17 protein-coding genes are annotated in these 18,687 nt (G+C 46.6%); 13 read left to right on the top strand and 4 right to left on the bottom strand.

Annotation, left to right across the window (positions count from 1 at the left end; translation table 11 throughout):
* The first annotated feature begins 44 nt into the window (after positions 1-44).
* Genes J2Z28_RS20805 through J2Z28_RS20790 form a run of 4 tightly spaced genes read left to right on the top strand, consistent with a single transcriptional unit; the run spans position 45 to position 5,572 of the window.
* Positions 45-2,162: a hypothetical protein gene (locus J2Z28_RS20805; RefSeq protein WP_211084124.1), complete on the top strand. Its 2,118-nt coding sequence runs from the start codon at positions 45-47 to the stop codon at positions 2,160-2,162.
* A gap of 29 nt (positions 2,163-2,191) precedes the next feature.
* Entirely contained in the window at positions 2,192-3,223 is a 1,032-nt protein-coding gene (locus J2Z28_RS20800) for a pilus assembly protein (RefSeq protein WP_211084123.1), read from the top strand.
* 11 nt (positions 3,224-3,234) lie between these two features.
* On the top strand, positions 3,235-3,750 hold the full coding sequence (locus J2Z28_RS20795) for an A24 family peptidase (protein WP_211084170.1): 516 nt from the start codon (positions 3,235-3,237) through the stop codon (positions 3,748-3,750).
* A gap of 49 nt (positions 3,751-3,799) precedes the next feature.
* Entirely contained in the window at positions 3,800-5,572 is a 1,773-nt protein-coding gene (locus J2Z28_RS20790; RefSeq protein ID WP_211084122.1) for a DUF6382 domain-containing protein, read from the top strand.
* Between the two features lie 12 nt (positions 5,573-5,584).
* On the opposite strand, the gene J2Z28_RS20785 is transcribed toward J2Z28_RS20790, so the two are convergent.
* Complete coding sequence (locus tag J2Z28_RS20785) at positions 5,585-6,496, bottom strand: TIGR01777 family oxidoreductase (RefSeq protein WP_211084121.1); 912 nt, start codon at positions 6,494-6,496, stop codon at positions 5,585-5,587.
* A 159-nt stretch (positions 6,497-6,655) separates the two neighbouring features.
* Positions 6,656-7,123, bottom strand: coding sequence for a DUF2621 domain-containing protein (locus J2Z28_RS20780; RefSeq protein ID WP_036610792.1), 468 nt, complete (start codon positions 7,121-7,123; stop codon positions 6,656-6,658).
* Between the two features lie 170 nt (positions 7,124-7,293).
* On the opposite strand from J2Z28_RS20780, the gene J2Z28_RS20775 reads away from it, so the two are divergent.
* Both J2Z28_RS20775 and purU read left to right on the top strand, forming a co-directional pair.
* A complete protein-coding gene (locus J2Z28_RS20775; RefSeq protein ID WP_211084120.1) occupies positions 7,294-8,400 on the top strand; it encodes a deoxyribonuclease IV in 1,107 nt (368 codons plus the stop codon).
* A 42-nt stretch (positions 8,401-8,442) separates the two neighbouring features.
* Positions 8,443-9,336 (top strand): formyltetrahydrofolate deformylase, encoded by an 894-nt coding sequence (gene purU, locus J2Z28_RS20770; RefSeq protein WP_017689986.1) that lies wholly within the window; start codon positions 8,443-8,445, stop codon positions 9,334-9,336.
* A gap of 81 nt (positions 9,337-9,417) precedes the next feature.
* On the opposite strand, the gene J2Z28_RS20765 is transcribed toward purU, so the two are convergent.
* The gene (locus tag J2Z28_RS20765; RefSeq protein ID WP_211084119.1) at positions 9,418-9,897 is read right to left on the bottom strand and encodes a hypothetical protein; all 480 of its coding nucleotides are present in this window, start codon (positions 9,895-9,897) and stop codon (positions 9,418-9,420) included.
* Positions 9,898-10,294: 397 nt separating this feature from the next.
* On the opposite strand from J2Z28_RS20765, the gene tkt reads away from it, so the two are divergent.
* The 5 genes from tkt (at position 10,295) to J2Z28_RS20740 (ending at position 15,975) form a co-directional block, all read left to right on the top strand.
* A complete protein-coding gene (gene tkt / locus J2Z28_RS20760) occupies positions 10,295-12,337 on the top strand; it encodes a transketolase (RefSeq protein ID WP_211084118.1) in 2,043 nt (680 codons plus the stop codon).
* A 334-nt stretch (positions 12,338-12,671) separates the two neighbouring features.
* Positions 12,672-12,989, top strand: coding sequence for a pyrimidine/purine nucleoside phosphorylase (gene ppnP, locus J2Z28_RS20755; protein ID WP_017689983.1), 318 nt, complete (start codon positions 12,672-12,674; stop codon positions 12,987-12,989).
* A 236-nt stretch (positions 12,990-13,225) separates the two neighbouring features.
* Positions 13,226-14,581 (top strand): glucose-6-phosphate isomerase, encoded by a 1,356-nt coding sequence (locus J2Z28_RS20750; RefSeq protein WP_017689982.1) that lies wholly within the window; start codon positions 13,226-13,228, stop codon positions 14,579-14,581.
* 168 nt (positions 14,582-14,749) lie between these two features.
* Positions 14,750-15,382, top strand: a complete 633-nt coding sequence (locus J2Z28_RS20745) for a YigZ family protein (protein ID WP_036669098.1) — start codon at positions 14,750-14,752, stop codon at positions 15,380-15,382.
* 5 nt (positions 15,383-15,387) lie between these two features.
* Positions 15,388-15,975 carry a TetR/AcrR family transcriptional regulator gene (locus J2Z28_RS20740; RefSeq protein ID WP_211084117.1) on the top strand — a complete coding sequence of 196 codons (588 nt, stop codon included), beginning with the start codon at positions 15,388-15,390 and terminating at the stop codon, positions 15,973-15,975.
* A 205-nt stretch (positions 15,976-16,180) separates the two neighbouring features.
* On the opposite strand, the gene J2Z28_RS20735 is transcribed toward J2Z28_RS20740, so the two are convergent.
* On the bottom strand, positions 16,181-16,582 hold the full coding sequence (locus J2Z28_RS20735; RefSeq protein ID WP_211084116.1) for a secondary thiamine-phosphate synthase enzyme YjbQ: 402 nt from the start codon (positions 16,580-16,582) through the stop codon (positions 16,181-16,183).
* 494 nt (positions 16,583-17,076) lie between these two features.
* Between J2Z28_RS20735 and cysT the strand changes: the two genes are divergently transcribed.
* Complete coding sequence (gene cysT, locus J2Z28_RS20730) at positions 17,077-17,892, top strand: sulfate ABC transporter permease subunit CysT (protein WP_017689978.1); 816 nt, start codon at positions 17,077-17,079, stop codon at positions 17,890-17,892.
* Positions 17,889-18,686 (top strand): sulfate ABC transporter permease subunit, encoded by a 798-nt coding sequence (locus J2Z28_RS20725; protein ID WP_047842044.1) that lies wholly within the window; start codon positions 17,889-17,891, stop codon positions 18,684-18,686. The genes cysT and J2Z28_RS20725 overlap by 4 nt, the downstream gene beginning before the upstream one ends.
* Position 18,687 lies beyond the last annotated feature (1 nt).

Below are 18,687 nucleotides of genomic sequence, written 5' to 3'. Positions count from 1 at the left end.
GAGCCGTAACCCTTTTTTTAATATTAATATTGGCCGGAGTTTATATGTTTGTCGCAATATTTATTGATTACGCTCGTATAGCGGCATTCAAGGTGCAGACCGAACGCATGACTCATGCTGCGATGAGATCCGTCATGTCAGCCTATGACACATCACTCCGTGAGTATGGTTTATTCGGGTATGGGGACAGCAGTGGGGATGCAATTATGGCTAAAGTGTTGAATGATAGCGTGAAGCCTTCAGCTGTAAAAGATGGATTTCCCATTCTGGATATCCAGTGGGATACAACTTCGCTGAGCATGGAGCGTGAACTGGGCAGATACGATATATTTAATCGCCAGATTCAGGAGGATATGAAGTATCGGGCTCCGGTTGATTTTACCCTTGAAGTGATCAATCGGTTCAAACCGATATCAGACGAGATGAAGGAAGCTGCACACACGGTAGACTTGCTGAAAAAATTACAGAAGTTATATGACAAACGTGAAGAATTACTGGATGAAGCCATTGCCAATCAGACGGAATCCGCGGAGAAACTGAAGAATCTTCCGAAGTTGATCATGGACCCGCCTTCACAAGCCATCTATGAAGAGATGCTGGAAGATACACCAGAGACAGCTGCCGAGGCAGCAGCACGTTATGCAGATTATCTGAACAAGAAACAGGCGGATGAGGGACTGCCGTTCAGAGAGCAACAATACATATTGGAACTTGCTCGTTATCGGACTGGTGTTGGTAATGTGGTGACAGGCATCAGCATGATCATACAGCCCGCGTTACAGGCCCATCAAACAAAGCTGGAGGAAGCGCAGTCCAAAATCGAAGAAGCACGCAAGATTAATGAGGTAATGAAACGTGTGATCGCGGAGGGGGAGAACCGTTCGCAGAATGCGAGCTATGACAACGTCGGCAACTCGAATTTGCCTGGGACGAGTCCTGCATCTACTGGATCAGGCACTGAAGCTAAAAGTACACGTTCTCTTGCTTCGGAGCTTGTGAGGGCAGATAGCCTATTTGATCAATTGAAGGCGCGGGTTGTTTCCCAGAATTCAGACTTCTCTAACGTCAGAAGAGACAACATGGAATTGAATACACAGCTTCGCAGTGTCACGGCCATGAGCGGTGTTCCGATTAAACCGGCGGTCAGACAGGCAAGTCAGGTTACGGAACGATATATGGACACCTATGTACGTAGCGGTCCTGCCAATCTCATCCTCCAAAGTAAGCAGCAGCTGGAGAGTGGTCGTGGGTCGGATGCCCAGCGCAAAGCGAATGACAAAGAATCCAAAGGGAAATTGAAGGAAGTCAAACGAATCTTGTCGCAGATTAAGAATGGAAGTTCGGGTTCCATGGACGCTTTCAAACAGTTGGAGGAATATTACAACGCTAATATTTCTTTTAATGAGGCTAGTCGTGAGGAAGCCCAAAAGACAGAGATTGCGGGTGACCCCTACGACTCTGGTGGCGATGCCATGAAGGGAATGGATAGTTTGTTTGGCGGGATGTCCGATCTGCTGGACAGTCTTGGCGACGAATTATTTCAGAATGAATATGCTTTAGCCTATTTCAATTCCATGGATTTTGGTCAGTTATTTACCTGGACTGAAGGTGATGGAGATGCTGGTGATGTTTTCAAACTGGAGAATCAGGAACTGGAGTATATCGTCTACGGGTTTCATAATCCTTCGGGTAATATCGCTGCGGCATATGCGGAGATATTTGGGATGCGGCTGGCTATTCGGACGGCAGAAGGGTTAATTGAGCACAGCAAGCTTGGGAACCCACTTCTGGTATTATCGGCGGCAATCTTATACGGGATTACAAACGCCATCGCGGATATGATGAAACTAGCAAAAGAGGGCAGTGTGGAATTGTCCAAGTATATCAAAGTCAAACTGACGTACAGGGACCATCTCCGATTGTTCCTATTGATGCATAGTAACAATGAACGCAAAATGTCCAGAATGCTGGCGCTAATTCGATTGAATACGGGTGTGAATCCAGATGAGAAACAGACGTATGCTTCGAGTAACATGCGTAGTAGCATCAAACTTTGGTTTTTACCAGGGGTGGTTAGAAGCATAGGTGCAGTTATGGGTAGTGAGGATCAGGTTGAAGATGGGCGATTTTTCATTGAGCGGAAGGCGGATTATTCCTATTGAATAATTAGGATCGTTTCGGTGGAGGGATTATGGATAAGCAGCAACATTATGAAAAAGAAAGCGCACAAAAGCAGATTCGTTTAACACGAATAATCAGATTGCAGCGTTTGAAGTCTCTCAAAAAGCAGATATGTTCTCCAAAAAAGGAACAGGGTAGCATGGTTCTGGAAGCTTCACTGGTGTTACCTGTCTTTCTATTCTTTATCATGTTTCTCATCTTCATAGTGCAAATGACTCTAATCTCCACAGCGTTACAGAGCACGGCGGGTGAAGCGGTGAAGCAATTGTCAACGAAAATATATCCCGTTTCCCTTGCATTCACACCTTCTGATTCTGCCGGCGGAGAAGGTTCAGGAGGGGGCTGGAAGATACCAGAGTTATCGCTGACGGAATGGGCAGAAGGTTATGCTTCTTCTCTACCCGAGCCTTTAAGTGATTGGGTACGTTCAGCGGCGGCCAGTGGTGAACAGCCACTACAGGAGATCAAAACATCCGTCTTGGAAACCGTACTTGATCCCACGGTAAAACCGCTGCTTCAACCTTTTATCGAGCCAACGCTGCTTAATATGGAACGTGTTCATGTGAATGGTATTTCGATACCAGATCTCAAAAACAAAACAAATCCATATTTCCGACTTGAACTGAGTTATGAATTGCCTATAAAAGTCCCCTTTCTCAGTAAACCAATTCGGATTCAGGCTGCTGCGGCAGAACGGGTATGGATTGGAGATACCGGAGAAGGATCAGATGGCAGCGCAGGAGACGGGGATACTGCGGGTTCAGCAACGGTACTGTCGAAGCCTGACCCGGCATACATAGGCAACAATGCAACGATCAAGGTGAAGGTAGAACCAGGAGCGACAGCCAACTTAACGATATTTTACAAGTCAGGTGAAAGTTCTGCGAAGCACATCGGCTGGGCCACCGCAGATGAGAATGGAATTATTGAATGGAACTGGTTTGTTGGTACTCGGACAACAGAAGGAACATGGAGTTTTGTTGTCGAGACAGGGGACGGTGCCAAGACGGAGACTACGTTTACCGTGGCCTCCAGAAAATAACGAAGGGAATGATGGAGGTGGAATGGTTTTACATTGCCTGTGGCATATACGTCATTGCAGCTTTTATTACAGATATTCGTTCAATGAAAATTCCAAATCGATTGACTTTACCCGTGACTGTTGCTGGCGTATTGGCCCATATCATATGGGGAGGTTGGGATGGTTTCTTGTTTTCAGTCGCTGGATTTGCAGCAGGTTTTGGCATTTTGTTTCTGATGTACGCGATTGGAGCCGTAGGGGCAGGAGATGTGAAATTGTTTGGTGGGATTGGCGCATGGACGGGACTTACTTTTGGCATGCATGTCATTATTTACTCCGTTTTGTACGCGGGCGCAATTGGTCTAGTGATACTTCTATTCCGTAAAGATTCAGCGAAGAGAATTCGAGGCATGGCAGGTAGTCTTGCAGGTTTTTTTATGCTCGGTTCGCTCAAGCTGGTAAACAAAGAGAAGACATTGAAGTTTCCGTTTATGCTGGCGGTATTGCCCGGGTTTATCACGGTCTTTATCCCGGGACTTTTCCCTTAAGTGAAGAAGTAGAAAAAGTTGAGAATAACAATGGAAAGAGAGGATTGGCATGTATGGACTAACGAGAGATTTTATTCGTAACGGCGGAGCGTTCATGGTTTTGGAGAAAGAGGACGGATTACGAATGGAGGAATTGAGCCGGGTACAGATGGGGATGTTGTCCTCCAATCAGATTCCGCGACTTCTTCCTGTTCATATTCGGGAAGTCGATCGAAATGTAACTTTGCAGTACGACATATCAGGGTACAAGATGTTATCGCAGATGTTAAAGTCAAGCAAAATCAAATTGCGTGTTCTGTATGGTTTGTTGTTCCAACTAGCTGATGCCTTCACGGAATGCCGACAATATATGCTGGAGCCTCGTAAATTATTGATCCAGGAAGAGTACTTATTCATTAACGGTTCATTCGAACAGGGTGAACTTGGGATGGTATATGTACCAATCATGGATACAGTTGAAGTTGATCCAACACCTCAGCAATTCCGTGAGCTGGTGATCAGGCTGATGGCACATGTACAGGAACTGCAGGGAGAAGGCATTCAGCGTGTTCTGCAGTTATGTGACAACGAACGCTGGGATATCAGACAGTTGCGAGAGCTTCTGCTGGAATTATACGCTGACGAGCAAGCGAATGGAGGAGGCGCAGCATTTCTCTCGTCCAGAACTTCGGAAACAACCAATGATTCAAGAGGTGATCTTCATTCTTCGATTTCTGAGCGAGATAGCAGGCTAGCCACAGGTATTTCTCGGCCATATCAATCCGGTGCTCCCGTTCAAAATGCTCCTGTGGGGCCGCAACTAAATTTCCGTCAGCCGCACAATAAGAGTGAATCTGAGGTTGAAGACATTCCGCTGAGATCTCGAACCTTTCCAGGCAGGCGCTCACCTGAGCAATCTTCATTAGAGAGCTCAGACAGCATGGATAATAGAGGAAGTAACCCGTACGATTCGTTAGATCGTGTTGATATGGAAGTGGAGGAGAAGCCCGGATCTTCCAAAGTAACCTATATCATATTGGGCTGCATGGTTGCCATGGCATTGGTATGGAGATTTATATACATGGAGCAACCAGGACAGACGCAGATGATCCTGTGCATGGTACTAAGCCTTGGTTTGCTTGGTGTAGCAGGATGGACATGGAAACGCAAGGCAAACCCTCAGAATGACGCAGAGAATAAGCGTTCTTTTTCATTCAATTTAGGTAAGAACAAAGGTAAGCAAATGGAAGAGGATGAGGAACAATTTCAGGAAAGTTGGCGCTGGAATACAGCTGAAAGGCCAGCGGAACGCATAAACCAAACGATTGCATCTGCCTCAGAAGGTGGTAGCGAGCATTCCCGTTATCAAAGTCTGCATATGACACCTGAACACTCCGAACCACCGTTCGTTCAGCACCATGTGGAAACGGTAGCTTCAACCTCAGAGCTAATTCGACAGGATGCAGTTGCGGAGGCAACCGTGAATTTGCAGAATCTGAGTGGAGGTAATGTTACAGGGGCAGGCCCGGCGATGGCGTCTTATTATCTTGAACGAAGATCTGGCACCGGTGACCAACATGAACGGATGGATGTGCAAGGAGCATCTTTTGTCATCGGAAGATCAGCAGACATGGTTCAGTGGGTGGACACAGCGACCGGCGTGTCCCGTGCTCATGTGGAATTGAGCCGGAACAAATCGGGCTATGTGATTAAGGATCTGGGTTCCGTCAATGGCACCATTCTTCAGGGTAATATTCTTGCTCCGTATAAGGAGTATCCATTGGCGGATGGAGACACATTTACACTTGCGGAATCAGTCTACACTTATCGGTCGGTTGGATAAGACATAGTTCAATCAGTCAGATAAGCCGCGGTGTTTCAGATCTTCCAGTGCCTGGGTTAAGGTTGGGAAGGTGAACTGGAATCCGTGGTCGAGAGCTTTTTGCGGAATGACTCTTTGCCCTTGAAGCACGACAACGGATAGTTCTCCGACCAAGGTTTTAATCAGGAAGCTGGGTACGGGGAACCAGTGAGGGCGATGATACACTTTACCGACCGTACGACCGAATTCATCATTGGTAACAGGATTTGGTGAGGAAGCATTGACCGGACCTGACACTTGTTTATTTTGAATGCTAAAATCAATGAGTCTTACGATATCCATAATGTGAATCCAGCTAGTCCATTGCTTGCCACTGCCGATCTTGCCACCAACACCCAACATATAAGGAAGTTTCATCAATGGAAACGCACCTCTTTTATGTCCAAGAACCAGACTTACCCGGATTTTAACGAGTCTTACATTTTTGATTGCATCTGCTGCAACTTCCCATTGTTCCGAGACCCGGGACGGGAAATTTATTGATTTTTGCGGACTGCTCTCGTCAAAGGTTTCGGTAGGAGAGGTTCCATAGATGGCCATGGCAGAAGCCTGAACGACCACTTCCGGCTTTTGTTCCAGGGATTCTACCAATCGGGCTACCCGCGCTACGGTCGTGACTCTGGATTCAACAATCTCCAGCTTCGCCTTGGTTGTCCAACGTTGATTCAGCGTTTCTCCGGCAAGGTTAACGAGAGCGTCCATACCTTCAAGCAAGTGAGGTTGTTCTTCGACTTGTTCCCACGATATATATGTAAGATTTTTACTTGGAGTATGCAAGTCAGGCAGTTTTCGTGTAATAACTTTCACATGGTGCCCGGCTTGCAGCCAGTAATCTACAAGTGCTCCTCCCACAAATCCGGTACCTCCACAAATGGCGATTTTCATATCAAACATCCTCTCTGTATTTTCACTGCGCTGAGATATACCGTTGGATCGACAAACAGCCCCGTACGGTAAGCACTGCCTGTTGGGAACAACTTACCTGACGGAGCATATCTGTATCTCATTAACCAAATCTATATGCCACTTAACTCATCTTTTATTTTATTTAATCAAATGTTGATAAGGGGAATAATCGATTTTGTTTTTCTCCAAAAATTTTACCAAAAACTTATTATCCCGCTTTGGTGTGGCAATAATGTATCCTTTGATGCAATGATCTCTCGATACTTCCGTGGCATTGTCTTCAACTGCAATCTTACCGATCTCTGCAGCAATGGAATGTTTGGCGATGTCACGAAATGGCCCGGGCACAGGCTCCACTAGTTGATCCAAAAAAGCTTTGGCTTCATCTGTCCATAAGTGACGGCTGGCTTCAACCCAATAATTCTGCCAATCCAGTTTGGACTTTCCGTCTGCTTTTGGTAGCACTTTCAAAAACTTGCGCATCATGAAAAATCCACCGATACACATGCTGCCTAGCAATAAAAAAGTCCAGAATGCGATCGTATTCATAAACCAATTGCTGGGGGAATAGCTGTTCAGTATTATCGCGTAGGAGTCGAAAATCATTGCGGAGTCACCTCGGTTCATTGATTTTCACGGAAAGACGGATTCCGCCTACCCATGTTCCACATATTAGCTGTCAAAAATAGCCTCTATCCCGAATTATAGCGCATTTCTAGATTTATTTCGATAATCGCGTTAGAATAAGGGATAATTCAGAATAAGGGGGATCAATAATGCTGAAAATCGGCTCCCACGTGTCCTTTTCGGACAAGGGATTATTGAGTGCAACGAAGGAAGCGTCCTCGTACGGTTCCAGTTCGTTTATGATATATACGGGTGCACCACAGAATACGCGTCGCAAGCCAATTGAGTCCATGTATATTGAAGAAGGCAAGGTTGCCATGCAAGAGGGTGGAATGGAAGATATCGTTGTCCATGCACCGTACATTGTTAATCTTGGCTCATACAAAGATAACACGTTTAGACTGGCTGTAGATTTCCTTCAGGAGGAGATTCGTCGTACACATGCCATTGGTGTGAAAAACATCGTATTACATCCCGGCGCATTTACAGACAAAGATGCCCACTATGGGATCGGACGGATCGCAGAAGGGTTGAATGAAGTGCTGGAGGGTGTGAAAGACACGGATGTGAACATCGCTCTGGAGACCATGGCTGGCAAAGGTACGGAGATGGGTCGCAGTTTCGAAGAGATCGCCCAGATCATTGAGAAAGTAACGTATAACGAGCGCCTGACTGTGTGTATGGATACATGCCACATTCATGATGCCGGATACGATATTGTTAACGATATTGACGGTGTACTGGAACAATTCGATCGTACGGTAGGACTTGACCGCATTGCCGTAATGCATATTAATGATAGTAAGAATGCTGTGGGTGCGCACAAGGACCGTCATACACCAATTGGCTCTGGCTGGATCGGGTTTGAGGCGATTAACCGCATTGTCAACCATGAGAAGCTTCAAGGACGTCCATTTATTTTGGAGACACCTTGGATTGGTAAAGAGTCCAAGACACAGCGTCCAATGTATGAGGTTGAGATTGCGCTGCTTCGTGGGGATGTTGCCGGTCGATTCGGCCAGGAATTCCTGACTGAAGTAGAACAGTTGCAACACTTTTTCAAAGGTAAAGAGATTGAGTCTCGTTCGTATATTCTGGATGTGTGGACATTGCTCAAAAATGATGCCAAAGCCAAAAAGGCAGATCCGCGCGAACCGCTGGAACGCCTCTATGACATGGTGACTGAAGCTGCTTTGTTCCCGCATTTGAATGAAGAACAACTGAATCATCGCTTGATTGCATGGCTTGCGGGTTAACCCCGCAGGTCATGGCTTAATTGAAGGAGGAAGAATAACCCGATGGAGATCCACGCTAAACAAGTACGCCCTGATTCTAAAAACCGCGCTGATCGTGCGCGCATGCTTATTTCCTGTCCGGATGGTCCAGGAATTGTAGCTGCCGTCTCTCACTTCCTGCACCAGCATGGTGCAAACATTGTTCAATCGGACCAATATACAATGGACCCTGCTGGCGGCATGTTCTTTATGCGCATTGAGTTTGATCTTCCGCAATTGTTGGTCAATTTACCGAAACTCGAAGCTGATTTTGCAGAAGTAGCAAGCCGTTTCCAGATGGAATGGACGTTATCTGCGGTTAGCCGCAAGAAGAAACTGGCTATCTTTGTATCCAAAGAAGATCACTGTCTGGTTGAATTATTGTGGCAATGGCAGGCAGGCGATCTGGATGCAGATATTGCTCTTGTGGTCAGCAACCATCTGGACATGAAGGATTATGTAGAATCATTTGGCATTCCATATCATCATATCCCAGTTACAGCAGATACGAAGAAAGAAGCGGAACAGCGCCAACTGGACGTCATCGGCAACGATGTGGATGTGATCATTTTGGCTCGTTACATGCAAATCATCTCTCCCATGTTCATTGAGCACTACCGTAATCGAATCATTAATATCCACCATTCGTTCCTGCCAGCCTTTGTGGGGGGGAAACCGTATGCGCAGGCGTACAACCGCGGTGTCAAAATTATCGGTGCGACAGCGCACTATGTTACGGAAGAATTAGATGGCGGCCCGATTATTGAACAGGACGTGCAGCGTGTAAGCCACGGGGACGATGTAACCGAACTGAAGCGCATTGGACGTACTATAGAGCGTGTTGTGCTCGCACGTGCTGTGAAATGGCATGTCGAAGACCGTGTTCTCGTTCACGAAAATAAAACCGTTGTATTTTAAGCTCGCGCTTTAACACTGTGCAAGGTTGATTCGGAACCACGCAATAGACTACAGGCTAACAAAAAAGCGACCCCAATTCGTTTACGAAGCGGGATTCGCTTTTTTTGTTGTGTTGATATACTTTCCGCACAAGCCAAGCATAATACCAAACAGCAGATGTCCTGCAATCCAGTAGAGGATGGCGGACACATCGTACAGGTCTGGCACACGTGATGACAATTGAGAAAGTGGAATATAGAGCAAGGACGAGACTGCACCAAGTAAAATTCCTTTGATCATAGGGCTGCCTGAATGTCTTACCCACCACAGATAGAAGATACCGATGACAACGGACACGATGAGATGCAAAGCAAATTCAATGAATTCGGGTAAGGTTGGCGGAAGACCAGGCACAAAATCAATATTCAGCAGCAGAGTATATACTTGTTCACCTGTGATGGCCTGAATCACTTTGAGGAAAAATCCAAGGACAACTCCCGAGAGAATTCCCGTTAAAATACCGGATAGCCAGGGTAATGAGTGTTTTACCGATGTTGATGGGTGAGCAGCAGGATCTGGCATGATCGCGACCTCCTATATACTTTCGAATCCATATTCAGGAACATTATATGTGAATTGAGGATGAATATCTAAAAAATGCATGGTTTTCAGGTAAAAGGTTATACTTCATGCGATGGATTTGCGAGGCTCCTTAAGTCTGCTTTTGGAATTTAGTACCTTGTACAGTACGATTTTTGCTTGATAGGCCAAGGATTATTCATCACAAACCACCGATTTTTCACGAACTTCTAAAAGAAGGTTATGGAAAAGCTTCACGCCAAGTGATACAATACAAAAGTGAATAAGTCAAAATGAAACACTCAAGCGGATTCACTTATTGTGAAATTCGGTTTGCTTGTATGATGAGAGGGATTCGCTTGCGCACCCGACTTATCTAAAGACATGAGGAGGACAAACCATGACTGACAAGAACGAAGCGATTCAAAAGGACGAGAACACTACAATCGACAACCTGTCGATTACTACCGTACGTACTTTGGCGATTGATGCAATTGAGAAGGCAAATTCCGGACACCCGGGTATGCCTATGGGCTCCGCTCCAATGGGGTACCAACTTTTTGCAAAAACGATGACTCATAACCCGGACCACCCAACTTGGGTTAACCGGGACCGTTTTGTCCTGTCTGCAGGACATGGCTCCATGTTGCTGTACAGCTTGCTGCACCTGAGCGGATATGATCTTCCAATGGAAGAACTGAAACAGTTCCGTCAATGGGGAAGCAAAACTCCGGGTCACCCGGAATTCGGACATACTGCAGGTGTTGATGCAACTACCGGCCCACTGGGTCAAGGTATTGCAATGGCTGTAGGTATGGCGATGGCTGAAGCTCAACTGGGCGCAACATACAATAAAGACAAATTCAACGTAGTTGACCACTACACTTACGCAATCTGTGGTGATGGCGACTTGATGGAAGGCGTATCTCATGAATCAGCTTCTTTGGCTGGACGTTTGCACCTGGGCAAACTGATCATGTTGTTCGACTCCAATGACATCACGTTGGATGGTAAATTGGATCTGTCTTCTTCCGAAAGCATCGCGAAGCGTTTTGAAGCTTATGGCTGGCAAGTGCTGCGCGTTGAAGATGGTAACGATCTGCCTGCAATCGAAAAAGCAATTCAGGAAGGTCAAGCAGATACACTGCGTCCTACACTGATCGAAGTTAAAACGGTTATCGGTTATGGTAGCCCGAACAAACAAGGTAAAGGCGGCCACGGCGGTACTCACGGATCTCCACTGGGTGCAGACGAAGCCAAATTGACTAAAGAGTATTACAAATGGGTTTACGAAGAAAACTTCCACGTACCAGCTGAAGTTCGCGATCACTTTGCACAAGTGAAAGATCGTGGTATCTCTGCTAACAAAGCTTGGGACCAGAAATTTGCCGAGTACAAAAAAGCTTTCCCTGAGCTGGCAGCTCAATTCGAAACAGCGATTAACGGCGACCTTCCAGAAGGTTGGGACCGTGATCTTCCTAAATATGCAGCAACAGACAAAGCTCTTTCCACTCGTGTAGCATCCGGTAACGCTCTGAACGGTCTGGCGCACAACGTGCCACAACTGACAGGTGGATCTGCTGACTTGGAAAGCTCCACAATGACTCACTTGAACAACCTGGAGAACTTTACACCTGAAGATTACTCCGGCCGTAACATCTACTTCGGTATCCGTGAATTCGGTATGGCTGGAGCAATGAACGGTATGGCACTGCACAGCGGTGTGAAAGTATTCGGAGGTACGTTCTTCGTATTTACCGATTACCTGCGTCCGGCTGTTCGTCTGGCTGCCCTGATGGGATTGCCTGTAACGTATGTTCTGACTCACGACAGTATCGCTGTTGGTGAAGACGGTCCCACGCACGAACCGATCGAGCAATTGGCATCCCTGCGTATCATTCCTAACCTGACGGTTATTCGTCCGGCTGACGGTAATGAAACTTCGGCTGCTTGGGCTTACGCGCTTGAGAACAAGAGCAACCCGGTTGCACTGGTACTCACTCGTCAAAACCTGCCGATCCTGGAAGGTACCGTTGAAGGTTCACGTGAGAACGTGAAACGTGGTGCTTATGTTGTCTCTGATGCAAAAGATGGCAAAGCGGTAGCACAAATCATCGCTACAGGTTCTGAAGTGCAATTGGCTGTTAAAGCTCAAGCAGCACTTGCAGAACAAGGCATCCAAGTTCGCGTAATCAGCATGCCAAGCTGGGATCTGTTCGAGAAACAAGACAAAGCTTACAAAGAGTCCGTTCTTCTTCCGGATGTTAAAGCTCGTCTTGCAATTGAAATGGCTTATCCAATGGGCTGGGAGAAATATGTTGGAGATCAAGGTGACATTCTCGGAATCAGCACATTTGGTGCATCCGCGCCTGGCGACCGTGTTATCCAAGAGTATGGCTTTACAGTGGATAACGTGGTTAGCCGCGTAAAAGCATTGCTGTAATAGAGGTTGTTTAAAAAGTCTGCTTTTGATTACGAAGGATGCCTCACGGCATCATCAGCGTCGAATATGGGATTCAGCCGAAATGTCCGTTGCTCACGTAGTTTTCTCCTACGCTCCGCTACTCCATTTCTAGCTTCATCCCATCTTCTCGGCACTGAAAACCTGACTTTTTGAACACGCACTTATAGCTTCATAAGCGCTGCTATGGTTGGGAGAGCACCATGCTGTCCTGATCCATGGCAGTAAGTTATTTCGGCAGAGATGGGCGGTGATTCGTTATCGCCCTAATCTGTTTTGCCTTTTGTTTTCATTAACTTCAGGGGAGCGGGTACGCATGTCACAATTCGATCAAGTCAGTGTAGTGAAAGAGGCCAACATTTATTATGATGGTCAGGTAACCAGCAGAACGGTTATTTTGGGGGATGGCAGCAAAGTGACTCTGGGCATCATGCTTCCAGGCAGTTATGAGTTCGGTACGGATTCCCGTGAAATTATGGAGATTCTGTCCGGAGATCTGAAAGTATTGCTTCCCGGAGAAGAAGAGTGGCAAGAGATTCAAGGTCAAGCTACGTTCCACGTGCCTGCCGAATCCAAATTTAAACTGGAGATACGCAGCGTTACTGACTACGTCTGCTCGTACCCGGCGGAATAACATAAGAAGGGTAAGCAGAACCGCAACCCGCGGATTCGGTTTACCCTTTTTGCTTCTTGAATTCTAACGACAAAGTTCGAGCTGCAAGCTTGTCAGCCCCGTGGATTTGAAGTATCCTTAAGGCAAGTTGTATAGAATGGAATACGGACATAATATAAGAGGTTGTTCAAAAAGTCCGCTTTTGATTACAAAGTTTGAACACGCACTATAATCGAAATCAGGAGGTTTTTGAGATCATGGCAAAAAAAGTGACATTTGACTATAGCACGGCATTGCAATTTGTAAATCAGCACGAAGTGGATTATTTCGCAGAACCGATTCGTCTGGCTCACGAGCAGCTTCACAACGGAACAGGAACAGGTTCCGATTACCTGGGCTGGATTGACCTGCCAACGGCTTATGACAAAGAAGAGTTCGCCCGCATTCAAAAAGCAGCTGCCAAAATTCAAAGCGACTCCGAAGTACTGATCGTTATCGGTATCGGTGGATCATACCTGGGTGCACGTGCAGCGATCGAAATGCTGACTCACTCTTTCTATAACAATCTGCCAAAAGACAAACGCAAAACGCCTGAAATCTATTTTGCAGGAAACAATATCAGTTCCACATATGTAACTCATTTGCTGGATCTGGTAGAAGGCAAAGATTTCTCCGTCAACGTTATCTCCAAATCCGGTACAACAACAGAGCCGGCTATTGCATTCCGTATCTTCCGTGCAGCGCTGGAAGAGAAATATGGTAAAGAAGAAGCTCGCAAACGCATCTATGCTACAACAGACAAAGCGCGCGGTGCATTGAAAGAACTGGCAAATGCAGAAGGATACGAATCTTTCATTATCCCGGATGATGTAGGTGGACGTTACTCCGTTCTGACAGCTGTAGGTTTGCTGCCAATCGCAGCAGCGGGTATCAGCATCGAAGAAATGATGCAAGGTGCGGCTGATGCATCCAAAGAATACAGCAACCCGAACGTAGCTGAGAATGAAGCATATCAATATGCTGCAGTTCGTAACGCATTGTATCGCAAAGGCAAAGGCACTGAGATCCTTGTAAACTATGAGCCATCCCTGCACTTCGTATCCGAATGGTGGAAACAACTGTTTGGAGAGAGTGAAGGTAAAGACTACAAAGGGATCTATCCTGCATCTGTTGATTTCTCTACAGACTTGCACTCCATGGGTCAATTCATCCAGGAAGGTAGCCGGAATATCTTCGAAACTGTTATCCAGGTTACTGAAGTTGCTGAGCATATCTCAATCAAATCCGATCCGGACGATCTGGATGGTTTGAACTTCCTTGAAGGAAAAACTATGGACTTTGTTAACAAAAAAGCGTTCCAAGGAACACTGCTTGCACATACGGATGGTCAAGTACCAAACCTGATTGTGAACATTCCAGATATGACTCCATATTCTTTCGGATATCTGGTATACTTCTTTGAAAAAGCATGCGGTATCAGTGGCTACCTGCTGGGCGTCAATCCATTTGACCAACCAGGCGTGGAAGCTTACAAGAAAAATATGTTCGCATTGCTGGGCAAACCAGGCTTTGAAGAAGAGAAAGCAGCGCTCGAAGCGAGACTTTCCGAATAATTCATCGGTCTGCTCATATAGTTGAATAAGGTAATGTAAAACTAACCGGGAATCACTGTTCGTGTAAGATGCAGGGTTCCCGGATGTAGATAACCAGGGCAGTTCGTCCGCGTTCGCGCGGTGAACTGCTTTCTTGTAAAATGGATCAAATTAGAAAGTTGGATAGGAATGATTGAACGTTATCGCACGGTTCGAGGACCGGGCAATCTGGAAATTGTAATCAAGAAGTCGCGATTTATCGGTCATATTATGCCGGTCACGACAGAGGAAGAGGCTGTTGCCTTCATCGATGAGATCAAGAAAAAACATTGGAATGCAACTCATAACTGCTCTGCATACATGATTGGGGAGCGGGACGAGATCCAGAAGCAATCCGATGACGGTGAACCCAGTGGAACAGCAGGGAAACCCATTCTTGAAGTGATCAAAAATCAGAAATTAAAAAATGTGGCAATTGTGGTTACGCGATACTTCGGGGGAATTATGCTTGGAGCTGGCGGGTTAATTCGTGCTTATACGGATGGAGCTGTAGCAGCCATTGAAGCCGGAGAAGCCATTACCAACGTGCTGCATCGTGAAGTGTTTGTTGAACTGGATTATACGTGGCTGGGTAAAGTGGAAAATGAGTTAAGAAGCCGGGAAGTCCGTACAGGTGAAACTGGATTCACCGATAAGGTTACGTTGACTTGTCTTCCGCCGGATAGTGAAACCGAGGCTTTTATAGCCTGGATCACGGATTTGACGCAAGGGCAATCCCGGATCACGGAGGGACAGCGGCTTTATTTTATTGAAGGGGAATAAAATATATGGCTAGAAGAGCAGTCGAACAGGAGTTGTCGAGGGAGCGGATACTGGAGGCGGCGAGGCACCTTTTTATTACCAAAGGATACCGCGCCATTTCGATGCGAAGCATCGGCCAGCATCTGGGCTATAGTCATGGGTCGCTGTATTATCACTTTAAGGAAAAGGCAGAGCTGTTCTATGCCATCGTGGTTGAAGATTTTAATCATCTGGGGCATTTGCTGCTGCAAGCCATGGTCAGGCCGGTTCGTGATGATGTGAGCAAGGTAGAGCACATTATGATGGAGTTTATTCGCTTTGGTCTGGAGAATCCATACCAATACGAAATTATGTTTATGATCAGGGATGAAGAACTGTTGTCTTATTGTCGTACCGAACAGGGACGTTGCTTTGAATTGTTTGCATCGATTATAAGGCAGTATATGAATGAAGAGAACTGTACGGAAGAGGATATTCAAAGGGTACCGCGTACGCTATTTTTGGCTATGCACGGATTCATTTCTTATTACATTCAGGACCGTTTAACGTTTGTGGAGATTGAATCGTCTGCGCTGTCTCATGTCAAAGTGCTGTGCCGCAATCTGGGTCAGTAGCCTGGCGACCAATAATGGCGCTGTTGTTGCACCCCTACACTTCAGGGCGGTGATTTGTCATAACTTTAATTCTTTATAACGTTGTCTCGCGAAAGTTAATATGCGCAGTAGACCAAGTCAGGCGGCTCCGACCCGGAATGAGGGTGGACCGCCTGTTTGTGTTTGCAAAAAATGAACGAGTTGGTGGCAGTTCTATTGGACCCAACTAACCTTCCATGATTTTGAGAAAGTACTCCCGCTCACGTGGTCCATCGAATTCGCAAAAGTAAATGCCTTGCCAGCGGCCGAGCAGCAGCCTGCCTTCGTGAATAATCACCGTCTGTGATGGCCCTATTGTGATCGATTTCAGGTGAGAGGCTGTATTGCCTTCGGCATGTCGATACTCGGGGTGCTCCCAAGGGTACACTTCGTCAAGGCGCAGCAAGACATCGTGTTTCACATCCGGGTCTGCATTTTCGTTGATGGCAATACCTGCCGTCGTATGTGGACAGTAGATGAGCACCGTCCCATTCTGCACCCCGCTAGTCTGGACAACCTGCTTTACGTCCCATGTGATATCTTTGATTTCATCTCGTGTGGCAGTGGATATATTCTTCTTGTATAACATGTTAAATCACTCCTTAGGATCTCATTTCTTACCCTTGATTGTACCTTAACCACTACATACCAAACAAACCACATATGAAGACGGATATGTGAATCGCACAGTAACGGAGAGGTCAGAAATAACCTGAAGAAGCGGAAGCTCAAAGCTTTCTGTAGGAAAGCTGCTTCGGAAGCATAAGCTTCGCCTTTATCACCGGATTTCCCCTTAAAAAAGGGGATCAAAGAAATCTGGGGATAACAGTGATCGGAAGGTTGTTCTGGCCGCGCAGTGTACAGTGCGATTTTTATTAATCGTTCTTATATGTGGCCTAATTATATTCAATAAAAGCATTGACGATTAGCACTGCAAACTGGTAAAGTATCAGAAAAGCAAAACCAAGTAGACTAATGGGAATAATATTAAAGTAATATCATCCAACTTAGGAAAAATGTCGTATTAAAGCCAGGAAGACTGCCGACCGGAGCTAAAGCCGGAGGCTGGGAGGGAACGCAGCAATGAATACCGTTCTTCGTCATAAGGGATGGACTTGGGGATTCCGCAGTACCGTATTGTTATATTTTATCGTACTTATTGTACTTCCAATCATCGGTGTGTACGTCAATTCCTTCTCCGAAGGATGGAGCAACTTTGTTCAGAGCATTATGGACCCCATCGCGTGGAAAGCCGTACTGCTGACCATTCGGCTGGCCGTCATTGCCACGCTGATTAATGTGGTTTTGGGCACGATGATCGCCTGGGTGTTGACAAGATATCGCTTTGTGGGCCGATCGTTTCTTAATAGTCTGGTTGATCTCCCGTTTGCACTGCCAACAGCGGTGGGCGGCTTGATGATTATGCTACTTTTGGGCCCGGTCAGTGCCATCGGGAAACTGGCAGAATCCATGGGATTTGAGATTGTATTTCACCAGCCCGCCATTGTTATCGCGATGACTTTTGTCACGTTTCCGTTTGTTATCCGTGCAGTGCAGCCTTTGCTGGAAGAAATTGATCCTTCGGAGGAAGAAGCCTCGTACACGATGGGGGCATCCAAGGCTCGCACGTTCATGCAGGTTATTCTGCCATCCATGGCACCTGGTATGATCAGTGGGGGGATGCTGGCTTTCTCGAGAGGACTGGCTGAATTCGGGGCTGTTGTGCTGGTGGCTGGTAACATTCCGGGAAGAACACTGACTGCTTCCGTATTTATCTACGGGGAGATTGAAAGTGATAATCCAACGGGGGCTGCTGCTGTATCCGTGTTGCTCCTGACGCTCTCCTTCCTGATCCTCTGGCTGATCAATCTGGTGCAGATGCGGGGGAGAAGACGATGAGACGACTGTTAATCGGACTGACGTTTGCGGTATTTATTGTACTGCTGATCATCCCGCTTGGACGCATTTTTATTGGTGCATTTGAAGACGGGGCAGGTGGATTCCTGAAAGGGCTGATGCGCCCTGAGGCGTTACACGCCTTGATGATGACCGGACTGGTGGTTCTGGTGGTCACCCTGTTAAATACATTGTTTGGCATCATGATGGCTCTGTATCTGGTTCGTGCTGGATGGATGAGTGAACGGATAAAAGGGCTGCTGAACAGCATTGTAGACCTGCCTTATGCCGTATCTCCTGTCATTGGCGGTTTGATGATTGTGTTGATGTTGGGACCTAACAGCATTATGGGCGCTTTTTTTGAGGGGATTGGATTCAATGTGGTCTATGCCTTCCCAGGTATGGTGATCGCAACGTTATTTGTTACCTTTCCACTGATGGTCAGAGAGGTTATGCCTGTCCTGCAGGAACTCGGTTCTCAGCAAGAGGAGGCCGCATCTACACTTGGCGCCTACGGCTGGAGAACATTCTGGAGTGTGACATGGCCTTCGATCCGCTGGGCGGTAGTGTATGGTCTAGTCTTGACGGTGGCGCGCTCGCTTGGGGAATTCGGTGCAGTGCTGGTGGTATCCGGGAATATTATGAACAAAACGCAGACCGCAACAACCCTGGTGTATCAGGATGTTGAGAATTTTAATGTGGCTGCGGCAAATGGTGTGGCATTGGTGCTGGTCACCTTCTCCGTCGGGCTGCTGCTCATGATGGAATGGGCCAAGAAGCGAAAGGAAGTGCATTGAT

Source organism: Paenibacillus xylanexedens (assembly GCF_017874615.1).
GTDB lineage: Bacteria > Bacillota > Bacilli > Paenibacillales > Paenibacillaceae > Paenibacillus > Paenibacillus xylanexedens.
The sequence above is the reverse complement of the archived record's forward strand: the minus strand, read 5'-3'. Positions and strand labels throughout refer to the sequence as shown.